The following is a 21,909-nucleotide window of genomic DNA, read 5'->3' on the forward strand; positions in this document are numbered from 1 at the left end:
CGAAGCTGTAGGTGCGGGTCTCACCGAGCACCACGTAGTCCGGGGCGAAGTCGGTGAGCACGTACCCGACGGCGTGCAGCGCGGTGGCCGGAGGGGTCAGGCCTGGGTCAGGGCCTGGTCTACCAGGGTTTTGGCTTCTTTTTGGATCTTCTTGAGGTGGTCGGGGCCCTGGAAGGACTCGGCGTAGATCTTGTAGACGTCTTCCGTGCCCGAGGGACGAGCGGCGAACCAGCCGGACTTCGTGCTGACCTTCAGGCCACCGATCGGGGCGTTGTTGCCGGGGGCAGTGGTGAGGGTCGCGGTGATCGGCTCGCCGGCCAACTCCGTGGCGGTGACCTGATCCGGGTTGAGCTCGGCGAGCACGGCCTTCTGCTCGCGGGTGGCTGGGGCGTCGATCCGGGCGTACGCGGGGGCGCCGAACCGCTCGGCCAACTCCGCCCAGTGCTCGCTCGGGCTGCGCCCGGTGGTGGCCAGGATCTCGGAGGCCAGCAGGCAGAGCAGGATGCCGTCCTTGTCGGTGGTCCAGGTGGAGCCGTCACGGCGCAGGAACGACGCCCCGGCGCTCTCCTCGCCACCGAAGCCGACCGCCCCGTCGAGCAGGCCGGGCACGAACCACTTGAACCCGACCGGTACCTCCAACAGCGGCCGACCCAGATCGGCGGCCACCCGGTCGATCATCGAGGACGAGACCAGGGTCTTGCCGACGGCGGCGGCCGGCCCCCAGTGGGCGCGGGTGCGGAACAGGTGCCCGATCGCGACCGCCAGGAAGTGGTTGGGGTTCATCAGGCCGCCGTCGGGGGTGACGATGCCGTGTCGGTCGGCGTCCGCGTCGTTGCCCGTGGAGATCTGGTAGTCGGCGCGGGCGGCGATCAGCGACGCCATCGCGTTCGGCGACGAGCAGTCCATCCGGATCTTGCCGTCCCCGTCGAGGGTCATGAACCGCCAGGTCGGGTCGACCGTCGGGTTGACCACCGTCAGGTCCAGCCGGTGCCGCTCGGCGATCTCACCCCAGTACGCCACGCTCGCCCCGCCCAGCGGATCGGCGCCGATACGGATGCCGGCGTCACGGATGGCGTCGATGTCGATCGCGGCCGGCAGGTCGTCGACGTAGTGCGCGAGGAAGTCGTACTCCCCGGTGGTGTCGGCGGCCCGGGCCCGCGCGTAGGTGATCCGGCGGACCTCCTTGAGCCCGGCGGCGAGGATGCTGTTGGCGCGGTCCTGGATCCACCGGGTGACGTCGGTGTCGGCGGGCCCGCCGTTGGTCGGGTTGTACTTGAAGCCGCCGTCGTCCGGCGGGTTGTGCGACGGGGTGATGACGATGCCGTCGGCGAGGCCGCTGGTACGACCCCGGTTGTGAGTGAGGATCGCGTGCGACAGCGCCGGCGTGGGGGTGTAGCCGTCGCGGCTGTCCACCAGCACGGTGACGCCGTTGGCGGCGAGGACCTCGAGGGCGTCCACGGCGGCCGGCGCGGAGAGCGCGTGGGTGTCCCGGGCGAGGAACAGCGGGCCGTCGAGGCCCTGCTCCCGCCGGTAGTCGCAGAGCGCCTGGGTGACCGCGACGATGTGGTCGGAGTTGAACGCGTTGCGCAGGCTGGAGCCGCGGTGACCGGAGGTGCCGAAGGAGACCTGCTGCGCCGGGTCCGCAGGGTCCGGATGCTCGGCGTAGTAGGCGGTCACCAGGCGCGGCACGTCGACCAGGTCGGCGGGCTCGGCGGGCTGGCCGGCACGGGGGTGGGTCACTGCGGGATCCTCCTCGGTGTGTGCGGGTCGGTCACGGCTCGACCTTCTGGCCCTTGCCGATGACCACGATGCCGTTGTCGGAGACGGTGTAGCGCTGGCGGTCCTTCTCCAGGTCGACGCCGATCTCGACGCCCTCGGGGACGAACACGTTCTTGTCCAGGATCGCCCGTCGGACCACCGCGTGTCGGCCGATCTCGACGCCCTCCATCAGCACCGAGCCCTCCACGTGCGCCCACGAGTGAACCCGGACCTTCGGCGACACGATCGAGTTCTCCACCAGCGAGCCGGAGATCACCACGCCGGGCGAGACCATCGAGCCGACCGCCCGGCCGACCCGCTCACCCCACTGGTGGACGAACTTCGCCGGCGGCCACGGCGGCTGCTCGGTGTAGATCGGCCAGTCGAAGTTGTAGAGGTTGAACACGGGGTGCACGTTGATCAGATCCATGTGCGCGTCGTAGAACGAGTCGAGCGTCCCCACGTCCCGCCAGTAGCCCCGGTCCCGGTCGGTGCTGCCCGGCACCTCGTTGTCACGGAAGTCGTAGACGTTGGCCTCGCCCCGCTCGACGAGCATCGGGATGATGCTGCCGCCCATGTCGTGCTTGCTGCTCTTGTCGGCGGCGTCGCGCTCCACGGCCTCGCACAGGGCCCGGGTGGTGAAAACGTAGTTGCCCATCGAGGCGTAGATCTCGTCCGGCGCGTCCGGCAGGCCGACCGCGTCGGTGGGCTTCTCGCGGAACGCGCGGATCTTCCGGCCGTCCTCGCCGACCTCGATGACACCGAACTGGTCGGCCATCGACAGCGGCTGGCGGATGCCGGCGACGGTCACCGCGGCGCCGGAGGCGATGTGGTCCTCCACCATCTGCCGGGGGTCCATCCGGTAGATGTGGTCGGCGCCGAAGACGATCACGTAGTCGGGCTGCTCGTCGTTGATGAGGTTGAAGCTCTGGTAGATGGCGTCGGCCGAGCCGGCGAACCACCACGGGCCGCGACGCTGCTGCGCCGGCACCGGGGTGACGTAGTTGCCGAGCAGCGTGGACATCCGCCAGGTCTTGGTGATGTGTCGGTCGAGGGAGTGGGACTTGTACTGGGTCAGCACGACGATCTTGAGATAGCCGGCGTTTGCCAGGTTGGAGAGGACGAAATCGACCATGCGGTACATCCCGCCGAACGGGACGGCCGGCTTGGCCCGATCCGTGGTGAGTGGCATCAGGCGCTTGCCCTCACCACCCGCCAGGACGATCGCGAGAACCTTGGCAGCCATGCCCCGACGCTATCCACCCGCGTGCCACTTCACCACTCGTACGGGGAGTCTTCTGCACTAGGGTGCGGGGTCATGACGGAACCCACCCCGCTGCGCGTCGACCTGCTCACCCGCGAGTACCCGCCGGAGGTCTACGGCGGCGCGGGCGTGCACGTCGAGTACCTGGCCCGGGAGCTGCGTCGCCTCGCCGACGTCCGGGTGCACTGCTTCGGCCTGCCGCGCACCGAGCCGGGCGTCACGGCGTACGCCGATCCGCCCGGCCTGACCGGCGCGAACGCCGCGTTGCGGACCATGGGCGTGGACCTGGAGATGGCCGCCGGCGCCGCCGGCACCGACGTGGTGCACAGCCACACGTGGTACGCGAACCTGGCCGGGCACACCGCGAAGCTGCTGCACGGGGTGCCGCACGTGGTGACCGCGCACAGCCTGGAGCCGCTGCGGCCGTGGAAGGCCGAGCAGCTCGGCGGCGGCTACGCGCTCTCCTCGTGGATCGAGCGCACGGCGTACGAGTCGGCCGACGCGATCATCGCGGTCAGTGGTGGGATGCGCGGCGACGTGCTGACCGCGTACCCGCAGATCGACCCGGCGAAGGTCCAGGTCGTCTACAACGGCATCGACACCGTGCAGTACGCCCCGGACTCCGGCACCGACGTGCTCGACCGGCTCGGCATCGACCCGGCGCTGCCCAGCGTCGTCTACGTGGGCCGGATCACCCGGCAGAAGGGCCTGCCCTACCTGCTGCGGGCCGCCCGGGAGCTGCCGGCGGACACCCAGCTCGTGCTGCTGGCCGGCGCGCCGGACACGGCGGAGATCGCCGCCGAGGTCGAGGAGCTGGTGGCCGAGCTGCGGGCCAACCGCTCCGGCGTCGTCTGGGTGGCCGAGATGCTGCCCAAGCCCGAGGTGATCCAGGTGCTCACGCACGCGACGGTCTTCGTCTGCCCGTCGGTGTACGAGCCGATGGGCATCGTGAACCTGGAGGCGATGGCCTGCGAGACGGCCGTGGTGGCGACCGCCACCGGCGGCATCCCCGAGGTGGTGGCCGACGGCGACACCGGGCTGCTGGTGCCGATCGAGCAGGCCACCGACGGGTCGGGGACGCCGCTGAAGCCGGAGACGTTCGTGGCCGACCTGGCGGCGGCGATCAACGCGCTGCTCGCCGACCCGGCGCGTACCGAGCGGTTCGGCCTGGCCGGTCGACGGCGGGCGGTCGAGCACTTCTCCTGGGATGCCGTCGCGCGGCAGACCCTGGACGTGTACCGCTCCGTCGGCGGGCGCTGACGACATGCGGTACGACGAACTCGAAGCCGCGATCCTCCGGTTGGTCGTCGCGGCGGGCGACGACGACCTGCGCGCGTTCGGCCTCGACACGGTCACCCGGCTGACCCGGGACGATCTGCTCGACACCGCCGTCGACGACGAGATGACCGAGGACGGGTGGGCGGCGCTCACCAGCGCCCGCAAGAACGTGCCGACGGCCGACGCGACGGAGCTGCGCGCGCTGCTGGTACGGATCGACGAGGGCATTCTCGCCGAGAGTGACCTCGATCAGGGTCTCCTGACGGCCTTCACCGCGCTGGAGCACTGGACCACCTACCTGGAGGAGAACGCGCGCGGGGAGATCTACGAGCTGGCCATCCGCTCGGTGGAGGAGGTCGACTTCCAGGCCTCGGCCGACCTCGACGACGTCCTCGCCACCCCGGAGATGGCCGCCGAGTACGCCCGGATCGAACGCCTGCTCACCGCCGGGCTCAAACCGCCGTCCCGGGAGGGGACTTGAGCAACGACGTCGCCTCGGCGCGGTAACCACCACGTCCGCCTCTAAGCGCGCTGGCCGCGATGCGGATCAGGTCGATGTTGACTCCCGCAGCGCCACTCGGATCGTGCACCTTCAGCTTCACGTCGAGGCTCACCGCCGTCTCACCCCAACCCCGCGCCTCGAGGTTGAGGTGGGCCACCTTCTGCGACGCGAGATGCGGGAGGTAGCCGAGCGGGGCGACCTCGACGCCGTTCGCGCCCGACAGGGCATTGAGCTTGGACTGCTTCTTGGTGTTGGGGTTCTCGACCAGGTTGCGGAAGTCCTCGGTGCCGCCCAAATTGACCTGGTAGGAGCTGTCCAGGGTGAGGCCCCGCTCCTGGAGCAGCCGCAGCAGCGCGTCGTGCAGTACCGAGGTGCCGAACTGACTGGCCAGGTCGTCGCCGAGCAGCGGCAGCCCGGCCGCCTCGAACCTGTCGATCCAACCTGGATCGCGTGCGACCGGGTCCGAGGTGGTGTTGATGAAGGCGACACCGGCCGTCTGAGCTGCCTCGGCGTACGCCTGAGCGGTTTCCGGCCGGCCGCTCGGCGCCGAGTAGAGCAGCACCTCCGCCTCGGCAAGCGCCGCCGCCACCCGCCCCACCCCGGTCGCGTCGACGAGGCCCTTCGTGACGGGCACACCTGCTCGGGGTAGGTCGCAGTTCAGTCGGGGGAAGTTGTTGGGCGGCAGGAAGATCGCCTCGGTCAGGTCCCGACCGATCTTCTCCGGGGAGGTGGCGAAGGCCGCCACGACGTCGATGTCCCCCACCCCGAGCCCGTCGATCACCGGCCGGCGGATCCCGACCAGGCTGCCGCTCTGGCGGTAGAGAGCCAGCCCCTGCACCAGCGCCGACGTGTTGTTGCCGACACCGACAACCGCAACCCTGACCCGTTCGATCATGAGCGGAGGCTACGCCATTTGTGATGAGTAGACGTCTACCGAGCGTCAGCCGGGACGGTCGCCGCGCAGCCGGTCCCGGCAGAAGTCCCGGAAGGATCGGGGCGGGCGACCTGTCACGTCCGCGACGGTCGACGTCGTCCGGTCCTCCGCCCCTGCCGCTATCGCCGTGTCCAGGCTCGCGAGGAAGCGGGCGAAGTCCGGCGGTATGCCGTTCGCGGTGTGGCGGGCGGCCAGTTCCGCCGTGTCGATCGCACGGTGCTCGACCGGCCGGCCACCGACCTCGGTGAGGACGGCGGCGATCTCGCCGTAGCTCAGCGCCTCCGGTCCGGTGATGAGGTGGTCGGTGTTGTGCGGCGTCGGGTCGGTGAGAGCCCGCACCGCCACCTCGGCGATGTCGGCGGGATCGACGAAGCCGACCCGGGCGGTGCCGGTGGCGCTGACGATCTCGCCCTGCTCGCGAGCGCTGACGGCGTGCGGCTGCTCACCGACGAAGTTCTCCATGAACCAGGACGGCCGCAGTACCGCCCATTGCGCGAACAGCTCACCCAGCCGCACGTGCACCAGACCCAGCCCGTGTCCGGCCGGCGGAATGGCCGAGGAGCTGAGCAGAACCACCCGGCGGACACCGGCGCTGCGCGCCCGTTCGAGGAAGGGCAGCATGACCGGCACCGGATCGACCTCGCCGACCGGGGGGATGGCGTAGATCGCGCGTACGCCGTCCAGCGCGTCCGGGTGGGTGGTCGGGTCGTACCAGTCGAAGCGGAACCCTCCGGTCGAGGGGTGTCGGCTGGCGATCCGGGTGGGGTGACCACGCTCGGCGAGCGTGGCGGCGACGATGCGGCCGGTGGTTCCGGTGCCACCGATGACCAGGATCATGAGCGCACCAGGCCGCCGCCGAGCAGTTCCTGGGCGGCGATCGGATCCCAGTAGTCGCGATAGCGCACGAGCCGCCCGTCGCGAATGGTCAGCACGGCGATGTAGCGCACCTCGTACGGCCGACCCGTGGCGACGACGACACCGGAGGCGGCGAACTCGACGACGACGACCTCTGGATCCGTGGTCTCGTGCACGGTTCGATCGTGGATCTCGCGGACGTCGAGCAGGGCCGGGTAGTTGATCAGGTAGTCGTGCAGCTCGGCGCGGCCGGCTACGCGGCGCGGCTGGCCGGGCGGCGCGAACGGCAGCTCCAGCACCGCGTCCTCGGCGAACAGCGCGATGAACCCGGCCATGTCCTTGGCGAGCAGCAGCTCCATGGCGCGATGGAACACCGCGGTGGGGTGGTCCGACATGATCTCGTCCTTTCGTCGTCCGGCACGGCCACGATAAGATTCGGACCGCCGGTCCGCTTCGACTATACGGACCGGCAGTCCGTTTGGCGAGAGGGGTGTCCGATGCGGGCCGATGCGCTGCGCAACAGGGAGTCGGTGCTGGCCGCCGCCGGGCGTCTCTTCGACGCCGCAACCGACCCCGACCAGGTGTCGATGGACGACATCGCCACCGCGGCCGGCGTCGGCAAGGGCACCCTGTTCCGGCGCTTCGGCGACCGCATCGGGCTCATCCGCGCGCTCTACGAGCAACGGGGACTGCGGTTGCGGGACGCGCTCGCGGTGTCACCCACCCGGCCGGCCGCGGAGCAGGCCGTCGACCTGCTGCGGGCCATGCTGCGCTTCAAGCTCGACAACCGGGTGCTCACGCTGGCGCTGGAGAGCGCCGGAGGCGGCAGCCCGTACCGCAACGAGGCGTACGACCACTGGCACGCCCTGCTCGCCGGCCTCGTCACCGAGGCACGCGGCCCGCAGTCGGCGGACTACCTGGCCCACGCGCTGCTCGCCGCCGTCCGCAGCGACCTGGTCGAGCACCTGCGCGACTGGCCCGAAGCTCGGTGGCACGCGGGACTGGACGCACTTGTCGGCTCCGTACTCGGCGACGACGGGAAGACGATGTGACGGCGGTCAGGCGACACCGAGAGTGGTGGCGAGCTGAACGATGCCGGCTGGCGCGTCGGCGGACCGCCACATGACCGTGACCAGCTTTCGTACCGCCGGGCGGTCGTGCACCTCGCCGGGTGCGGTGCGTTCCGCGTCGAGCAGCGCCCGGCCAGCCCGAAGCATGTCGCCGGTCAGCGCGTAGGCGCGGGCCACATCGAGGAGGTACGCGGCACGGTGCTCGGGCGGCAGCCACCGCCACTCCTCGCCGGTTACCAGCCGCTCGTGCCGAGCCGAGGCCGTGGTGACGTCGCCAAGGGACGCCTCGGCCACCACTCGGGCGGCCTCGACCACCGCCCAGCCGGCGATCCCCGTGGCCTGGTCGAGCGCGCGGAGTGCGCGGGCCTGGTCCTTGCCACCCGCGGCGGCGAGCGCAGCCTGGATCAGTAGCACGCCTCGAAGCGCGCCAGCCGGAGAGTCGTCACCGGCCCGAGACACATCGATGTGTTCGGCGGCGACGAGCGCGGCGTCCAGGGCGGATCGTCGTCGACCACGAGATCGCAGGGCCTGACTCAGTGACACGGTGGCGAGGCCGACCAACTGCGGGTCGTGGGTCGCCAAGGCGACTGCCATTCCCCGGTCGGCGGCCAACCAGGCCAGGTCCCCCTGGTCGACCTTGACCAGCGCCAGGGCGATGAGCGCGTACACCGACACCAGCAGCGCGTCCGTCGCGCCGGGGCGAGCCGCGTGTGCTTCCCGGGCCGCGTCGAGCAGGCCGGGCAACAGTGCCAGCAACGCTGGGTACCGAGCGTGGCGATAGCTCTGCTCGGCATGCTCCAGCCGGGCCCGCAACTCCTCCGCCAGCGGCAGTCGGTCCGCGCCCGGTAGGTGGTACCGGGCCAGCGCCGCCCGTACCCCGTCCACCCCGGCCACGACCGGAGTCGGCCGCACTGGCCGTGCCGCCAACAGGACCTCCACGTCGATGCGCAACGTCTCGGCGACCTCCCGGAGGTTCGATACCCGCTCCAACCGGCGTACCCCACGCTCGACCTTGTCCACCCAACTCTTCGACTTGCCGAGCCGGTCCGCGAACTGCTGCTGCGTCATGTTGCGCCGCACCCGCCACTGGGCGACCCGGCGACCCACCGGCAGCTCGTTCACCGCCGGCCCGTCGCGCTCACCGCACGACCCCAAGAACAAACAACAGGAGTACGACCACAGCGATCACGAGTCCGTAGAGGTACTGCCGCCGGGTGAGCGACGCCCGCGCCGGGAGCGGCGGACAGGGCACCTGATCCCCGTCCGGCAGCCGAGGACGCGCACCGGCAACGGGATTGGCCGGTGGCAACGGCCCATCCGGCGAACGTTCATACATCGTGCCTCCTGACCAGCGCGATCGAGATGGCGAACATTGGGGAACGGCGGCTGACCGGACGATCGACCCGGGGCGGAAGCGACCTGCGGGCACTCCCGCCCCGGCTGGAGGCACTCCGTTGCTGACGAGAGAACCCCTACCCATCCCAACTTAGAAGGCACTGCCGTCACAGTCAACAGAGCATGCACGGCGAGTTACCCAGAGTGCGAAGATCGGTGCGCTGACGAGAGGTGGCGCCACCATGCCGCAAGCACCGCTGTACGAGCAGATCATCGATGACGTCGCTGCTTCAATCCGCAGCGGCACCCTCAAACCGGGCGACAAACTGCCGTCCATCGCCGAGATGCGTGAGCAGTACCAGTCGAGCGCGTGGCCTGTGCGTTACGCCCTTCGGATTCTCGAGGAGCGAGGCTGGATCGTCACTCGCCAGGGCAAGGGCTCGTTCGTCGCACCGAACCCGCCCGCCTGAGCCCGAGCACAACGTCGCTCCCTCGATCGTTGGCGGCTGAGCGGTACGACACGCCGAGCGCATTGCTGCCGAGGCGCCAACGATCATCGCCGCCCGAATGCCACCACGGGCCGCGCTCCAGAACCCCCCACCTGGCCCGTTCGTGTGTGCCACACGGTCTTGATCCACTCGCCTTCCGGGAAATCGCGGCATCGAACGCGCACTGACACCGCGGTTTCCTGTAACGCGAGTGGATCAAGGCGGGAGCGGCCGGTCAGATGGACGCCTCTACCCACCGAGCCGCGGAGATCCGCGCAACTTCGGGGAAACTGCTGTCTCAACGCGCTGCGATGCAGCAGTTTCCCCGAAAGTGAGCGGATCTTGGGTCGGGTGCCCACCGGGCGGGTGCTTGGCCGCGCGCGAGCCGATCTCGCACAGTAGGTTGGCGGGGTGACAGGACGGTTCCCGATCGAAGACGTCTCCCCCGTCGTCTCGTGCGGGCGGTACCCGGCCAAGGCGGTCGTCGACGAGCCGGTTCCGGTGTCGGCGCGCGCCTACCGGGAGGGGCACGACGCGCTGGGCTGCAACGTGGTGTGGGCCGGCCCGGACGGCGAGAAACGGCCGTTCACCCGGATGCGCCCCGGCGAGCCCGGCCAGGACCGTTGGCACGCCACGATCCGCCCGGACGCCGTCGGCGCGTGGACCTTCACGGTCGAGGCGTTCGGAGACCCGTACCTGACGTGGCAGAACGCGGTGACCAAGAAGATCGCCGCCGGGCAGGGCCCGGAGGATCTCGCCAACGACCTGGCCGAGGGTGCCCGGGTGCTGGCCGCCGCCACGGACCTGGTGCCGGCCGCCGACCGCGCGAGCGTCGCCGACGCGCTCACCGCCCTCGCCGCCACCGATCTGCCGTTACCGCAGCGCGTCGGGCCGGCGTTGGCCCTCGCCGACCTGCTCTGGGAGCACCCGGTGCGCGAGTTGGTGACGGTCGGTGACGCGTACACCCTCTGGGTTGACCGCAAGCGGGCCCTCTTCTCGGCCTGGTACGAGTTCTTCCCGCGCTCCGAAGGAGCAGCGGGTGGGCGCTCCGGCACCTTCGCCACCGCGACCGGGCGGCTGCCGGGCGTGGCCGCGATGGGCTTCGACGTGCTCTACCTGCCGCCGATCCACCCGATCGGCCGGGTCAACCGCAAGGGCCGCAACAACGCGCTCACCGCCGGACCGACCGACGTCGGCTCGCCCTGGGCCATCGGCGCCGCCGAGGGCGGCCACGACACGATCCACCCCGACCTGGGTACGCCGGCGGACTTCCGGGCCTTCATCGAGGCCGCTGCGGCGCAGGGCCTGGAAGTGGCGATGGACCTGGCGTTGCAGTGCGCGCCGGACCACCCCTGGGTCACCGAGCACCCGGAGTGGTTCACCACCCGGGCCGACGGCAGCATCGCGTACGCGGAGAACCCACCGAAGAAGTACCAGGACATCTACCCGGTCAACTTCGACAACGACCCGGAGGGCATCCGGGCCGAGGTGCTGCGGGTCGTGCTGCACTGGGTGGGCGAGGGTATCCGGATCTTCCGGGTGGACAACCCGCACACCAAGCCGTTCGACTTCTGGCACTGGCTGATCGCCGAGGTCAAGAAGGTCGACAAGGACGTGCTGTTCCTGGCCGAGGCGTTCACCCGGCCGGCCATCATGCACGGGCTCGGCAAGATCGGCTTCACGCAGTCGTACACCTACTTCACCTGGCGCACGACGGCCGCGCAGATGCGGGAGTACTGCGAGGAACTGGTCGAGTCGGCCGACCACATGCGGCCCAACTTCTGGCCGAACACGCCGGACATCCTGCACGAATCGTTGCAGCACGGCGGCCCGCCGATGTTCAAGATCCGGGCGGTGCTGGCCGCGCTGCTCTCCCCCTCCTGGGGCCTGTACGCGGGCTACGAGCTGTTCGAACACGTGGCCCGCCCCGGCGCGGAGGAGTACCTGGACAACGAGAAGTACGAGCTGCGTCCCCGCGACTGGGCCGCCGCCGAGGCGCAGGGCCGCTCGCTCGCGCCGTTCCTGACCACCCTCAACCGGGTACGCCGCGACAACCCGGCGCTGCACCAGCTCCGCAACCTGCAATTCCACGAGATCGACAACCCGGCGCTGCTGTGCTGGTCGAAGCACGACCCGGAGACCGGCAACACGGTCATCGTGGTCTGCTCGTTCGACTCCCGCGAGGTGCAGTGGGGCAACACCACGCTCGACATGCCCGCGCTCGGGTTCGACTGGCACGAGCGCTTCACCGTGTACGACGAGCTGACCGGCACCAGCTACGACTGGGGGCAACGCAACGCGGTACGGCTCGACCCGTACCTGCAACCGGCGCACGTGCTGACCATCCGCCGCCCGACGCCGCCCGCCGTGCCCGAGCCGGCCGGCGTCGAACCGGCGGATCTCACCGTCGCCGACGTGCCGGACGAGCTGTCCGGCGGCACCGCGCCGACGACCCCGGCCACCGAGCCACCGCCTCCGGCCACCGAGCCACCGCCTCCGGCGAGCGTCGCAGAGCCCTCGGCTACCCAGCCGTCGTCCCCGCCCACCGCGCCGCCGGCGACCGCGCCTCCGCCCACCGCGCCCCCGGCCACCGCGCCGCTGGCCCCAGCCACCACGACGCCACCCCCGGCTACCGCGCCCTCTGCCCCGGCCGTCAAACCATCTGCCCCGGTCGTCGAGCCATCTCCCCCGGCCGCCGCGCCCTCTGCCTCAGCCGCCGAGCCATCTCCCCCGGCTGCCGCGCCATCTCCCCCGGCCGAAGCGCCATCTGCCCCGGCCGCCTCGTCTGCGACCCCGGCCCGCAGTGCGGCGACGCCGGCCACCCTGGCGTCCCGCGCCGCGGCCCGTGCGGCTGCCGCCCAGTCCTCGGACGGCCGCCCGTCCGCGCCCCACCCGGCTGCCACCCGCCCGTCCCGCCCCGCGCCGACCGCTCCCGCCTCGAAGGACGACCGATGGACCAGCTGATCACCGGTGTGACGCACGACCCGCACGCGCTGCTCGGCGCGCACCCCGCCGAGGGGTCGACCACGATCCGCACGATGCGCCGGGGCGCGGGTGACGTGGCGCTGCTCGTCGGCGACGACCGGCACCCGATGAAGCGGGTGCACGACCTGGGCATCTTCGAGGCGCAGGTCGAGGGCAACGTGCTCGACTACCGGGTGGAGGTCGACGGCACCACGCACGACGACCCGTACCGCTACCCGCCCACCCTCGGCGAGCTGGACCTGCACCTCATCGGCGAGGGCCGCCACGAGCGGCTGTGGGAAGCGCTCGGCGCGCGGGTCTTCGACGAGGGCGTGGCGTTCAGCGTCTGGGCGCCCAACGCCCAGGGCGTCCGCGTGATCGGTGACTTCACCGGCTGGGGCGCGGACGACGGCTGGCCGATGCGCTCGCTCGGCTCCAGCGGGGTGTGGGAGCTGTTCGTCCCCAACGCGCGGGTCGGCGCCCGCTACAAGTACCGGGTGCTCGGCGCCGACGGGAAGTGGCGGGACAAGGCCGACCCCCTGGCGGCGTACGCGGAGGTGCCGCCGGCCACCGCGTCGGTGGTGCACCACTCGACGTACCGGTGGAACGACGCCGACTGGCTCGCCCGCCGGGCCGAACGGCGGCCGCACCAGGAGCCGATGAGCGTGTACGAGGTGCACCTCGGCTCGTGGCGGCCCGGCCTGGGTTACCGCGAGCTGGCCGACCAGCTCACCGCGTACGTCACCGAGCTGGGCTTCACGCACGTGGAGTTCCTGCCCGTGATGGAGCACCCGTTCGGCGGCTCCTGGGGCTACCAGGTGACCGGCTACTACGCGCCGACGTCCCGCTTCGGCGACCCGGACGAGTTCCGCCACCTCGTCGACGCCCTGCACGCCGCCGGCGTCGGCGTCATCCTCGACTGGGTGCCCGCGCACTTCCCGAAGGACGAGTGGGCCCTCGCCCGGTTCGACGGCACCCCGCTGTACGAGCACCCCGACCCCCGTCGCGGCGAGCACCCGGACTGGGGCACGTACGTCTTCGACTTCGGCCGCCGCGAGGTGCGCAACTTCCTGGTCGCCAACGCGCTCTACTGGTGCGAGGAGTTCCACGTCGACGGGCTGCGCGTCGACGCGGTCGCCTCGATGCTCTACCTGGACTACTCCCGCGAGGCGGGCCAGTGGACGCCCAACCAGTACGGTGGTCGGGAGAACCTGGAGGCCATCGCGCTCATGCAGGAGGTGAACGCGACGGTCTACAAGCACCACGCCGGCGTCGTGATGATCGCCGAGGAGTCCACCGCGTGGCCGGGAGTCACCCAGTCCACCGCCGGCGGCGGGCTGGGCTTCGGCTTCAAGTGGAACATGGGCTGGATGCACGACACCCTGCTCTACACGTCGAAGGACCCGATCTACCGCCAGCACCACCACCACCAGCTCACGTTCTCCCTGGCGTACGCCTGGAGCGAGAACTACGTCCTGCCGATCAGCCACGACGAGGTCGTGCACGGCAAGGGATCGCTGGCCGGCAAGATGCCCGGCGACACCTGGCAGCGCCTCGCCAACGTCCGGGCGCTCCTGGCGTACATGTGGGCGCACCCCGGCAAGCAACTGCTCTTCATGGGCTCCGAGCTGGCCGACGACCGGGAGTGGAGCGAGGAGCGCGGCCTCGACTGGTACCTGCTGCACGACCCGGCCCGCGCCGGCGTGCAGCGGCTCGTCGGCGACCTCAACCGCGTCTATCGGGACACCCCGGCGCTCTGGGCGCAGGACACTGAACCGGCCGGGTTCCGCTGGATCGCCGGCGACGACGTCGCCAACAACACCGTCTCCTTCGTCCGGATCGCCCCGGACGGCTCGACGCTGGTGTGCGTGGCGAACTTCTCCGCGCTACCGCTGCACGACTACCGGATCGGCCTACCGGCCGGCGGCACCTGGACCGAGGTGCTCAACACCGACGCCCACCACTACGGCGGTTCCGGGGTGGGCAACCTGGGCGAGGTGCACGCCCAGGACGTGCCCTGGCACGGCCTGGTCGCCTCGGCGGCCCTCCAGGTCCCCCCACTGGGCGTCATCTGGTTGCTTAAGAAATAGCTTGCTGAAGCGGCTGGCTCATAGGCAAGACGGACGCTCGACATCCCCGATGTGTCATGCCCTTCTGGGATGCCGAGCGTCGCCATAGAGCGACCGAGCGTCCTTCGCCCGGCCTGAACCCTTTTCCATCTCTCGCGAGTGACCAGGGCAGGCGCCTGCGAAGCCGCGACACAGACACCATCTGCCAGGACGGCAGCGCCGGTTAGCATCTCGTTTGGTGCCCGCAGCACAATTGCCGAGTTTATCCCACTCCTGACACTACGGTACGTCCTATTGGGCGCCTTGCCGGCCTCGCGCCCGAGACCAAGCGGAGCACTCCTTCTTTTCGGCTTCAGGCTTTGACCGGGTGGCTGGGGGACTCCCCACTCGGGGAGCCCCCAGCCGGGGACGATCAGTAGCTCACCAGGAGCTAGCTACAGGGGCTACGACCACAGGCCCGAAAGCCTCCGCGCCGCCCAAGACCGATGGTTGAGGAATGCACCTGTCCTATCGGTTACGGAAGCTGCAGGTGTCTCTTAAAAGGTGCTGCAATATAATCATGCTTCGACCTGGATCGATAAGCCCTGACTGCCCTACAGCTAATCTTGTGGTGTCACGCGCAAGCAATATCGCCGCCACCCATCCGATGACTAATACGATCGCGGCTATGAAGAACAGGATCAACACCAACGGCTCAGCTAGCTGCTTGAGACCATCAATCCCCGCCATTAAAACCAGAATGACCATTGATGGCAATATCGCAAGTAAAGTTCGCAAGCTCCACACCGCCAATCGCCACCTCAATGTTCGAACAATAGCTTTCAACTCTTCCAATATTCTAACTTCCGATAGCAGGCACTACTGACTGAAAGGGTGGAAAGCTTCTGCGCAACTGATTCCACTCGAACCGGACCAAGCGAAGGGTGGAGCAGGAGTGAAAGAAGCTCCCCCTCCAATAGAGAAGCCGCCTTGATAGTTACCATTGCCATCACCCTCACCACTGATGCCGCCCACAACTCCTTCGCCTCCGGTCACCTGCCCGTAAGGATTACACCCGCCTTTGTCGTCGATATCTTGGTTAGAGTAGTTGAAGCCTACCGTTGCATCAGCGCCGGCACTAGGGCCGGTACCAACTTTGAATCCACCACCGAATCCCGGCCCATGCCGGTCCACCTCAATGCACAGCTCCCCCGCTATGGACGCACCCATTTGAGCTCCCAGTCCACCGCATATATTCAACGTCCCCCAAGGCTTAGGCTCCTCCTTTACAGGCTTCCTTCGCGGAGCGGCCACTTGACACGGTGCGTATGCCGAGTTGTAGTCACTCACCAGCACTCCGCAATCGTTTCGGAGCCAGCCTCCGGTGCGGAAACAGGAGGGGGGCGCCGTCGGAGAGAGGCATTGCCCACTTGAGTGGGCCAAACCCGGCCAGGGCTCCATAAACTCGACTGCTCCGGGAGTACCTGGCCCAGTATTGCAGTTCATACAGCGAAGCTTATTGGGTTTCGGCCGTGTCAAGTGTCGCGGCTTCGTCAGATCCCGAGATCCCAAGCAACGGGGCCAACAATCGGAGTTCTTGGCCTTGTTTTTACGGTTGCCTTTTTCGTCACCGAGGCGGTAATCGGGACAACTGGCCTGGGTGAGGCAGTCGGTGGGGATCAGCCCGGTGGGGTCGCTCGAGGTGACGGGTGTGTTGTTGGCGTAGGAGTAGCCGTTCCACTGTTGCGGCTGGGCTGCGTCCTGCACAGGATCGATGGAGATGAATCGACCGAGGATGGGGTCGTAGGAGCGGGCGCCGACGGTGGTGAGTCCGGTCGGGCTCATCGGCTTGTCGAGGAAGCCATGGTTGTCGGGTGCGGCGACGGCAGCACCCCGAGCGCCACCGTACGGCGTGTACTGCCGCCAGGTCGGATTTTGTGCGGTGTTGTCGAGGTAGAGCGACGGGGTGCCCTGGTGGTCGGCGATGGCGAAGGTGTACGCCGTGCCGCTCCCGGTGCGGATGCAGCTGCCGCCGCCGGGGAGGGCGTAGTACCGGCTACCGGTCACCACCGTGGAACTGGTGTTGAGGGTGTGTTGTTGCCCCGGCAGGTAGAGGGTGTTCTTGCCGGGCTCCTTTTGCAGCAGCAGGTTGCCGTCGGCGTCGTAGATGAAGCTGTTGTCGCCGCTGGCGCCTCCGGTCACGGTGGCGAGTTTGCCGGCGTCGTCCCAGGTGAGGGTCTGGTTGCCCTGGGCGGCGTTGCGGCCGGTGGTGTTGCCGGCGTTGTCGTAGGTGTACGACGTGGTGCCGGTTGCCCCGCCGGTTGTGGTGGTGGAGGTCAGGGTGTGGGGCTTGTTCTGACCGTTGCCGTTGTAGGCGTAGACGGTCTTGGTGTCGGTGCCGCCGGTGAGGTTGTGCTCGGTCTGCTGGGTGCGGTTGCCGATCAGGTCGATCTGCCAGCTGGTCCAGTAGGCGCTACCTCCGCCGATGGTGTTGCCGACCATGGACTTGTTGGCGTCCGTGGGCGTGGCGGCGCAGGCGTCGGTGCCGGTCCAGCCTTCGGCGAGTCGGGCCAGGCCGTCGTAGCCGTAGCACTGGGTCTCCGCCGGAGTGGTGGCACCCAACCTCTTGCTGGTCTTGCGGGTGATGTTGCCGACCAGGTCGTACTTGTACTCCTGCTCGTCGACATTCGACGGGGTAGCCGTCGAGCGGGTGACGAGCTGGTTGGTCAGCCGGCTGGTGTGCGGGTCGTAGGTGTTGGTGACATACGCCAGGTTCGTGTTCATGCCGAGGGTCTGCTGGTTGACCCGGCCGTAGGCGTCGTAGCTGACCCCGTTGGCATAGCCGTGCAGTCCACCGAGCGTCCAGGGCAGATCCATATCCGGCGAGTAGCCGTGTATCACGACTTCCGCGGGCAGCCCACCCTTGGCGGGGTAGGTGTCGGTCAGGAGCAAACCCAGCGTCGAGGTATAGGTGTGCCCGAACGCGTACGAGCCGCCGAGGGCGCCCTCGGTGGCGGGGATGGTGACCGTCGTGCCCAGCGAGCTACCGAAGACGTTGAACGCCTTCTGCTGCGTGGTGTACGCCTGCCCAGCGCGGTAGGCGATGGTGGTGGTCAGCTTCCCGAGCGCATTGGTGACCCCCGAGACGCCGTTGCTGTTGTCGTACACCCACGCCGCCCGCTGGTTCGCCGACGCCTGGTTCGCCGTCGTCGACGCGTACTCCCCGGTCTTGCGGTTCAGGGAGTCGTAGGTGAACGACAGGGTCTTGCCGCGCCCGTCGGTGGACTCCTGCAGGTTGCCGTTGGCGTCGTAGGTCATGCTGCTGCTACCGGCATCCGGGTCGGACTTCGCCACGACCTGACCGAGCAGGTTGTACGTCGAGGTCCACACGTTGTTGCTGGCGTCGGTGAGCGTCGACTGGTTGCCGTGCCCGTCGTAGCCGTACTTGCTGACCGTCGCCGTCCCGCCGGAGACGGCGAACGTGCCGGTGAACGTGTCCGACGGCGTCGTCACCGTGGGACGGACGCTGTACTCCTGCAACTCCTTCTTCCGACCCAGCGCGTCGGTGAGCGTGGCGGACACCACACCGCCGGCAGGCGGAACGACCGTGGTGCGGTCACCGCCGTGCACCGTAGTCGTCGTCGACACGGTCACACCGTTCTTGGCCGCCGCCACGATCACCGCGCGGCCCAGGCCGTCGTAGGTGGTGAACGTCTGGTTCGGCACCTGCTTACCCAAGTCAGCCGCCGACACCGGCGTGCTGACCGCCGGCGACGAACCGTCGTCCCACCAACCGTTGTACGACGCGCGGGTCCACCCGCGAGTGTCGTAGAACGTGTCCGTGATCATCCGACCACCCGCAGGGGTGACCGACTGGGTCTGACGGCTGCGCAGCAGCGCGTCGTAGATGGTGACCGACTTCTGGTAGCCGCCGGATTCGGTCAGTTTCTCCGTCGTGGTGGCGGACACCCCCGTCTTCGAGACGGTGTAGCCGAACTTGTAGTCTGCTCCGACGCTCGTGGCACGGGAGTTCAGCCACACCGACGTCCCGCGGCCGAGCGCGTCGTACCGCTGGGTGGTGACGACGCCGTTGGGGTCGGTGCTGACCAGCGGAATGCCGCGCTTCGTGTCGAGGGTGACGGAACCGGCGTGCCCTGCGGCGTTGGTGCTGGAGGTGGCGGTGACCAGTTTGACGGCGTTCATGGTGTAGCCGCTGCTGGTCTTGTTGCCCTTGGCGTCGTACGAGTCGGTGACCCGGCCGTAGTTGTCGTAGGTCGACCGCTCGGTGGTCTGCCAGACGTACGCGCCGGAGGTGTAATCCTTGGCGGTCTGGGTGAGGGTGACGTCGCCCTTGGACGGGGCGTTCGTCTGCGGGAACGTGGTGGAGAAGGTCTGGTCGTCGTAGAAGGTGCGTTCGGCCTTGACGACCTGGGCGGGCCGGTTGACGCTGCCGGGGGCGGTCAGGGTGTTGAGGCTGCCGGGTTCGGAGGCGGGGCTGCCCTGGGTGAACCCGCCGCAGGCCACGGCCACGGTTTCGGTCTGGCTGACCAGGCCGGCGAGGTTATTGCTGGTGTTCGCCGGAGCGTAGGTGTAGGTGGTGCACTGGTTGTACGCCGTGTCGACCGGCACGGTGTAGGTGTAGGTGTTCTTCAGCTCGCCGAACGTGGCGCTGGTGGTGTTCGCGTCGTAGCTGTTGTCGCTGGCGGTGGTACGCCAGGTCACCGATCCGCTGCTGGTGACGGCCTGGCGGGTGTACGTCTTGACCGGCGCGACCCACTGCGCCGTCAACGCCGACAGTCCGGTCCTGCTGCGGGTGGCGGTGGCGCCGGACACCCAGTACGAGGTGATCGTGGAGGAGTCGACGCGGCCGTTCTCGCCGAGGTACTTGGTGGTCTCCAACTCCTTGCCGGCGAGTTCGTCGACGTCCTCGTGGTTGCCGCCGACGGAGTCGGTCAGGTTCAGCACGATGCTGTTGTTGTTCTTCGACATGCCGCGGTAGTAGGCGGTCTCGGACTGGGTCCGACGGTCGTTGACACCGTCGCCGGTGAACGTCTGCACCTTGGCGTAGCCGCGGAACTGGCCGTAGCTGCGGTACTTGGACTTGACGACCTCGTTCTCGTCGTAGTGCCAGGCCGCGCCGCCGAGGTACTTGTAGCTGGTCGACAGGGCCGCGGCGCCACCGGTCGGGTCCGTCGAGGTGACGCGGGTGACGGCGTACTTGTTGAACCAGTCCTTGAACGGGTTCACGTAGCCGTCCGGGGTCCAGTAGACCGGGTAGCAGGACTTCGTGTTGACCGCCGGGTCGGTGCTGACCGGGGCGGTGCACGGCACCGGCAACTCGTAGGACGGCGAGATCACCGAACCGGTCTCGGTGGTGATCGTGGCGATGCGCTGGCGGTAGAACGACGGCAGGCCGCCGGTGATGTCGACCCGGTTGGGCAGCTTGATGCCGGTGAACGACACCGACGGCAACGTGATCGCCTCGGTGGACCCACCCGCGCTGGTGTCGTGACCGGTACGCGCGATATCGGTGAGCCACAACGTCGGCGAGGTGCCGTCACCGGTGGCCGGCATGCTGTGCGACAGGGCGTACGAGTCGACCTTCTCGTACTGCTTGGTGGCCGTGTTGTACTGCTGGGCCTCGATCGAGGTCAGGCGCACCGTGGAGAAGAACGACGGGCTCCAGTCGTCACAGTCGGTTCCCGAGGCGCAGATCAGGTCGAACGGCACGTCCGGCCAGTTCGCCTTGTTCGTCGAGTTCAACGGCTGACACGTCCCCGACAGGCAGCGGTCACCGGTGTTGAAGACCACCCGGTTCGCCACCGTGCCGTACGCGCCGCCGTCGGTGAAGCCGTAGTCGATGCGCGCCAGGTTGCTGTCCCGGATGTAGGACTCGTCCGAGGCGCCCTTGTTACGGCCGTAGAAGTTGGTGGCCTGGTCGTAGTAGTAGGCCATCGCGTTGCCGTGGGTGTCGGTGACGTAGTCCAGGTTCCATCGGTACGCCATCGTGCACACCGACGAGGTGAACCCCGCCGCTTTGTAACACGGGTCGCCGGAGTGCGGCGAGTACACCGGCGTGTGGTCCACCGACTTCGTCTCCGCCTTATCCGAGGCCCACCCTGGCAGCCGGTTACGGCCGAACTCGTAGCTCGTGCCGTCGCGCAGCGTCACCCGCCAGTAGTCGGTGTTGTACGTCCCCGAACCGTTGTTGGCGTTCTCGACGTGGGTGATCACCTCGCCGTTGTCCGACTCCGGCTTCCACACCTCCTTCGCCGCGTCCCACACCAGCGCCGTCGACGAGCCATTCAACGACAGCGTCAGCATCGGACCGTCGTAGCAACGGTCCGGCGTCTTCACCGGAGACGCGCTGCCACCCGGGTCGTCCATGCACGACGCGAACGTCTGCTCCACGAACGAACGCGGCGTGGACCAACCGTCACCCACCCACGAGGCCTGCGCGTTCGTCGACGCCGTCTGCCCGTCCACACTGCCCGAGTCGTACGACAACGCCACCGGCGGCACCAGATCCGAGGCCACCGGCGGCACACTGATCGGATACGAGTACGTGAACGACCCCGTACTTCCACCACCGCTCCACGAACCCGACGGCTTCAGATCCGTGGCCGCATACGTGCCACCCTTACCGCCCTCCTCGCCGGCAGCCGCGACGGCCGCCAACACGGTCAGGCCGCCCGCCGCCCGGGAACCCGCGTCCGTCGTCATCGGCACCTCCGCCGACACCGACCTCGCCCCGGCGTCATTCGTCGACACCAACGGCGACGGCACCCGGCACTCGCTCGCCGCCGGCGTCGTCAGCACACACGACGGCAGACGCACCAGGCGCAACCGCGACCCGTAGTTACCGCCGAACGCCTCGGCGAACCCCGCGTAGTCCACGCCGACCCGAACCGCCCCCGAGGCTACGTCCGGAGTCACCGACAGCAGCACACCGTCTACCCCGGCAGCCTCGGCGGCCTTGCGGTCAGCGACCTTCACCGCCAGGGTGCGCGGGCCCGTCTTCTCCCCCGCTGGCTGAACCCACACCGGCGCATCCGCCACACGTGCCTTCGCCGCAGCCGCGCCCCGCGCCCCAACAAGCGGTGCGGCCGGCAGGTCGACCTTCGCGGAAACGGCCTTCGGCCACGCCGTACGCGTCGGCCGGTACGTCGACTTCGCGTCATCAGGCGGCGTGACGAACCTCGTCGGCAACGGCTTCACACCCTTGACCGACTGCCCCGGCGACGTCGCCGGGGCCTTCGCCACCTCCGGCCCCTTCGGCTTCGCCACCGCCGGCGCACCCGACAACAAGCCCGCCGCCACAGACATGGCCACGACAGTCGCGGCCAGACGTCTAGGACGTGTGAGCAGGCGTAATCCCCCGTAGACGGTCATGCAGACCTCACCTCTGCCCGA

General features: G+C 69.0%; 13 protein-coding genes and 2 pseudogenes. 6 read left to right on the forward strand and 9 right to left on the reverse strand.

Annotated features, from left to right (window positions below):
- The 3 genes and pseudogenes from AB0J36_RS23360 to glgC form a co-directional block, all read right to left on the reverse strand.
- A pseudogene (locus AB0J36_RS23360) lies at positions 1-85 on the reverse strand (TIGR01457 family HAD-type hydrolase); the annotation flags it as partial.
- A gap of 11 nt (positions 86-96) precedes the next feature.
- Complete coding sequence (gene pgm, locus AB0J36_RS23365; RefSeq protein ID WP_363661110.1) at positions 97-1,740, reverse strand: phosphoglucomutase (alpha-D-glucose-1,6-bisphosphate-dependent); 1,644 nt, start codon at positions 1,738-1,740, stop codon at positions 97-99.
- A gap of 31 nt (positions 1,741-1,771) precedes the next feature.
- Positions 1,772-3,004 (reverse strand): glucose-1-phosphate adenylyltransferase, encoded by a 1,233-nt coding sequence (gene glgC, locus AB0J36_RS23370; RefSeq protein WP_278138510.1) that lies wholly within the window; start codon positions 3,002-3,004, stop codon positions 1,772-1,774.
- Between the two features lie 72 nt (positions 3,005-3,076).
- Between glgC and glgA the strand changes: the two genes are divergently transcribed.
- A complete protein-coding gene (gene glgA, locus AB0J36_RS23375; protein ID WP_357120016.1) occupies positions 3,077-4,282 on the forward strand; it encodes a glycogen synthase in 1,206 nt (401 codons plus the stop codon).
- Positions 4,283-4,286: 4 nt separating this feature from the next.
- Positions 4,287-4,781, forward strand: a complete 495-nt coding sequence (locus AB0J36_RS23380; RefSeq protein ID WP_363661111.1) for a hypothetical protein — start codon at positions 4,287-4,289, stop codon at positions 4,779-4,781.
- On the opposite strand, the gene AB0J36_RS23385 is transcribed toward AB0J36_RS23380, so the two are convergent.
- The 3 genes from AB0J36_RS23385 to AB0J36_RS23395 are packed head-to-tail and all read right to left on the reverse strand — an operon-like array spanning position 4,753 to position 6,986.
- Positions 4,753-5,697: an inositol-3-phosphate synthase gene (locus AB0J36_RS23385; RefSeq protein WP_357171563.1), complete on the reverse strand. Its 945-nt coding sequence runs from the start codon at positions 5,695-5,697 to the stop codon at positions 4,753-4,755. The two genes, AB0J36_RS23380 and AB0J36_RS23385, sit on opposite strands and share 29 nt — an antisense overlap.
- Positions 5,698-5,742: 45 nt before the next feature.
- Entirely contained in the window at positions 5,743-6,573 is an 831-nt protein-coding gene (locus AB0J36_RS23390; RefSeq protein WP_357171562.1) for an ergot alkaloid biosynthesis protein, read from the reverse strand.
- On the reverse strand, positions 6,570-6,986 hold the full coding sequence (locus tag AB0J36_RS23395; protein WP_357120028.1) for a nuclear transport factor 2 family protein: 417 nt from the start codon (positions 6,984-6,986) through the stop codon (positions 6,570-6,572). Before AB0J36_RS23395 ends, AB0J36_RS23390 begins: the two co-directional genes overlap by 4 nt.
- Before the next feature lie 102 nt (positions 6,987-7,088).
- Here AB0J36_RS23395 and AB0J36_RS23400 point away from each other — a divergent pair, with 102 nt between their 5' ends.
- Entirely contained in the window at positions 7,089-7,643 is a 555-nt protein-coding gene (locus AB0J36_RS23400; RefSeq protein WP_357120031.1) for a helix-turn-helix domain-containing protein, read from the forward strand.
- Between the two features lie 6 nt (positions 7,644-7,649).
- Here the strand turns inward: AB0J36_RS23400 and AB0J36_RS23405 are convergent, their stop codons facing one another.
- Complete coding sequence (locus AB0J36_RS23405; RefSeq protein WP_357120034.1) at positions 7,650-8,783, reverse strand: helix-turn-helix domain-containing protein; 1,134 nt, start codon at positions 8,781-8,783, stop codon at positions 7,650-7,652.
- Positions 8,784-9,238: 455 nt separating this feature from the next.
- On the opposite strand from AB0J36_RS23405, the gene AB0J36_RS23410 reads away from it, so the two are divergent.
- The 3 genes and pseudogenes from AB0J36_RS23410 (at position 9,239) to glgB (ending at position 14,538) form a co-directional block, all read left to right on the forward strand.
- Positions 9,239-9,466, forward strand: coding sequence for a winged helix-turn-helix domain-containing protein (locus tag AB0J36_RS23410; RefSeq protein ID WP_355618591.1), 228 nt, complete (start codon positions 9,239-9,241; stop codon positions 9,464-9,466).
- A 429-nt stretch (positions 9,467-9,895) separates the two neighbouring features.
- Positions 9,896-11,950, forward strand: a pseudogene (locus tag AB0J36_RS23415) (maltotransferase domain-containing protein); the annotation flags it as partial.
- A gap of 485 nt (positions 11,951-12,435) precedes the next feature.
- Positions 12,436-14,538 carry a 1,4-alpha-glucan branching protein GlgB gene (gene glgB / locus AB0J36_RS23420; RefSeq protein ID WP_363661112.1) on the forward strand — a complete coding sequence of 701 codons (2,103 nt, stop codon included), beginning with the start codon at positions 12,436-12,438 and terminating at the stop codon, positions 14,536-14,538.
- Between the two features lie 486 nt (positions 14,539-15,024).
- Here the strand turns inward: glgB and AB0J36_RS23425 are convergent, their stop codons facing one another.
- Entirely contained in the window at positions 15,025-15,264 is a 240-nt protein-coding gene (locus AB0J36_RS23425; RefSeq protein ID WP_357120042.1) for a hypothetical protein, read from the reverse strand.
- A gap of 111 nt (positions 15,265-15,375) precedes the next feature.
- Positions 15,376-21,783 carry an RHS repeat-associated core domain-containing protein gene (locus AB0J36_RS23430; protein ID WP_363661113.1) on the reverse strand — a complete coding sequence of 2,136 codons (6,408 nt, stop codon included), beginning with the start codon at positions 21,781-21,783 and terminating at the stop codon, positions 15,376-15,378.
- Positions 21,784-21,909 lie beyond the last annotated feature (126 nt).

Source organism: Micromonospora sp. NPDC049662 (assembly GCF_040675055.1).
Classification (GTDB): Bacteria; Actinomycetota; Actinomycetes; order Mycobacteriales; family Micromonosporaceae; genus Micromonospora.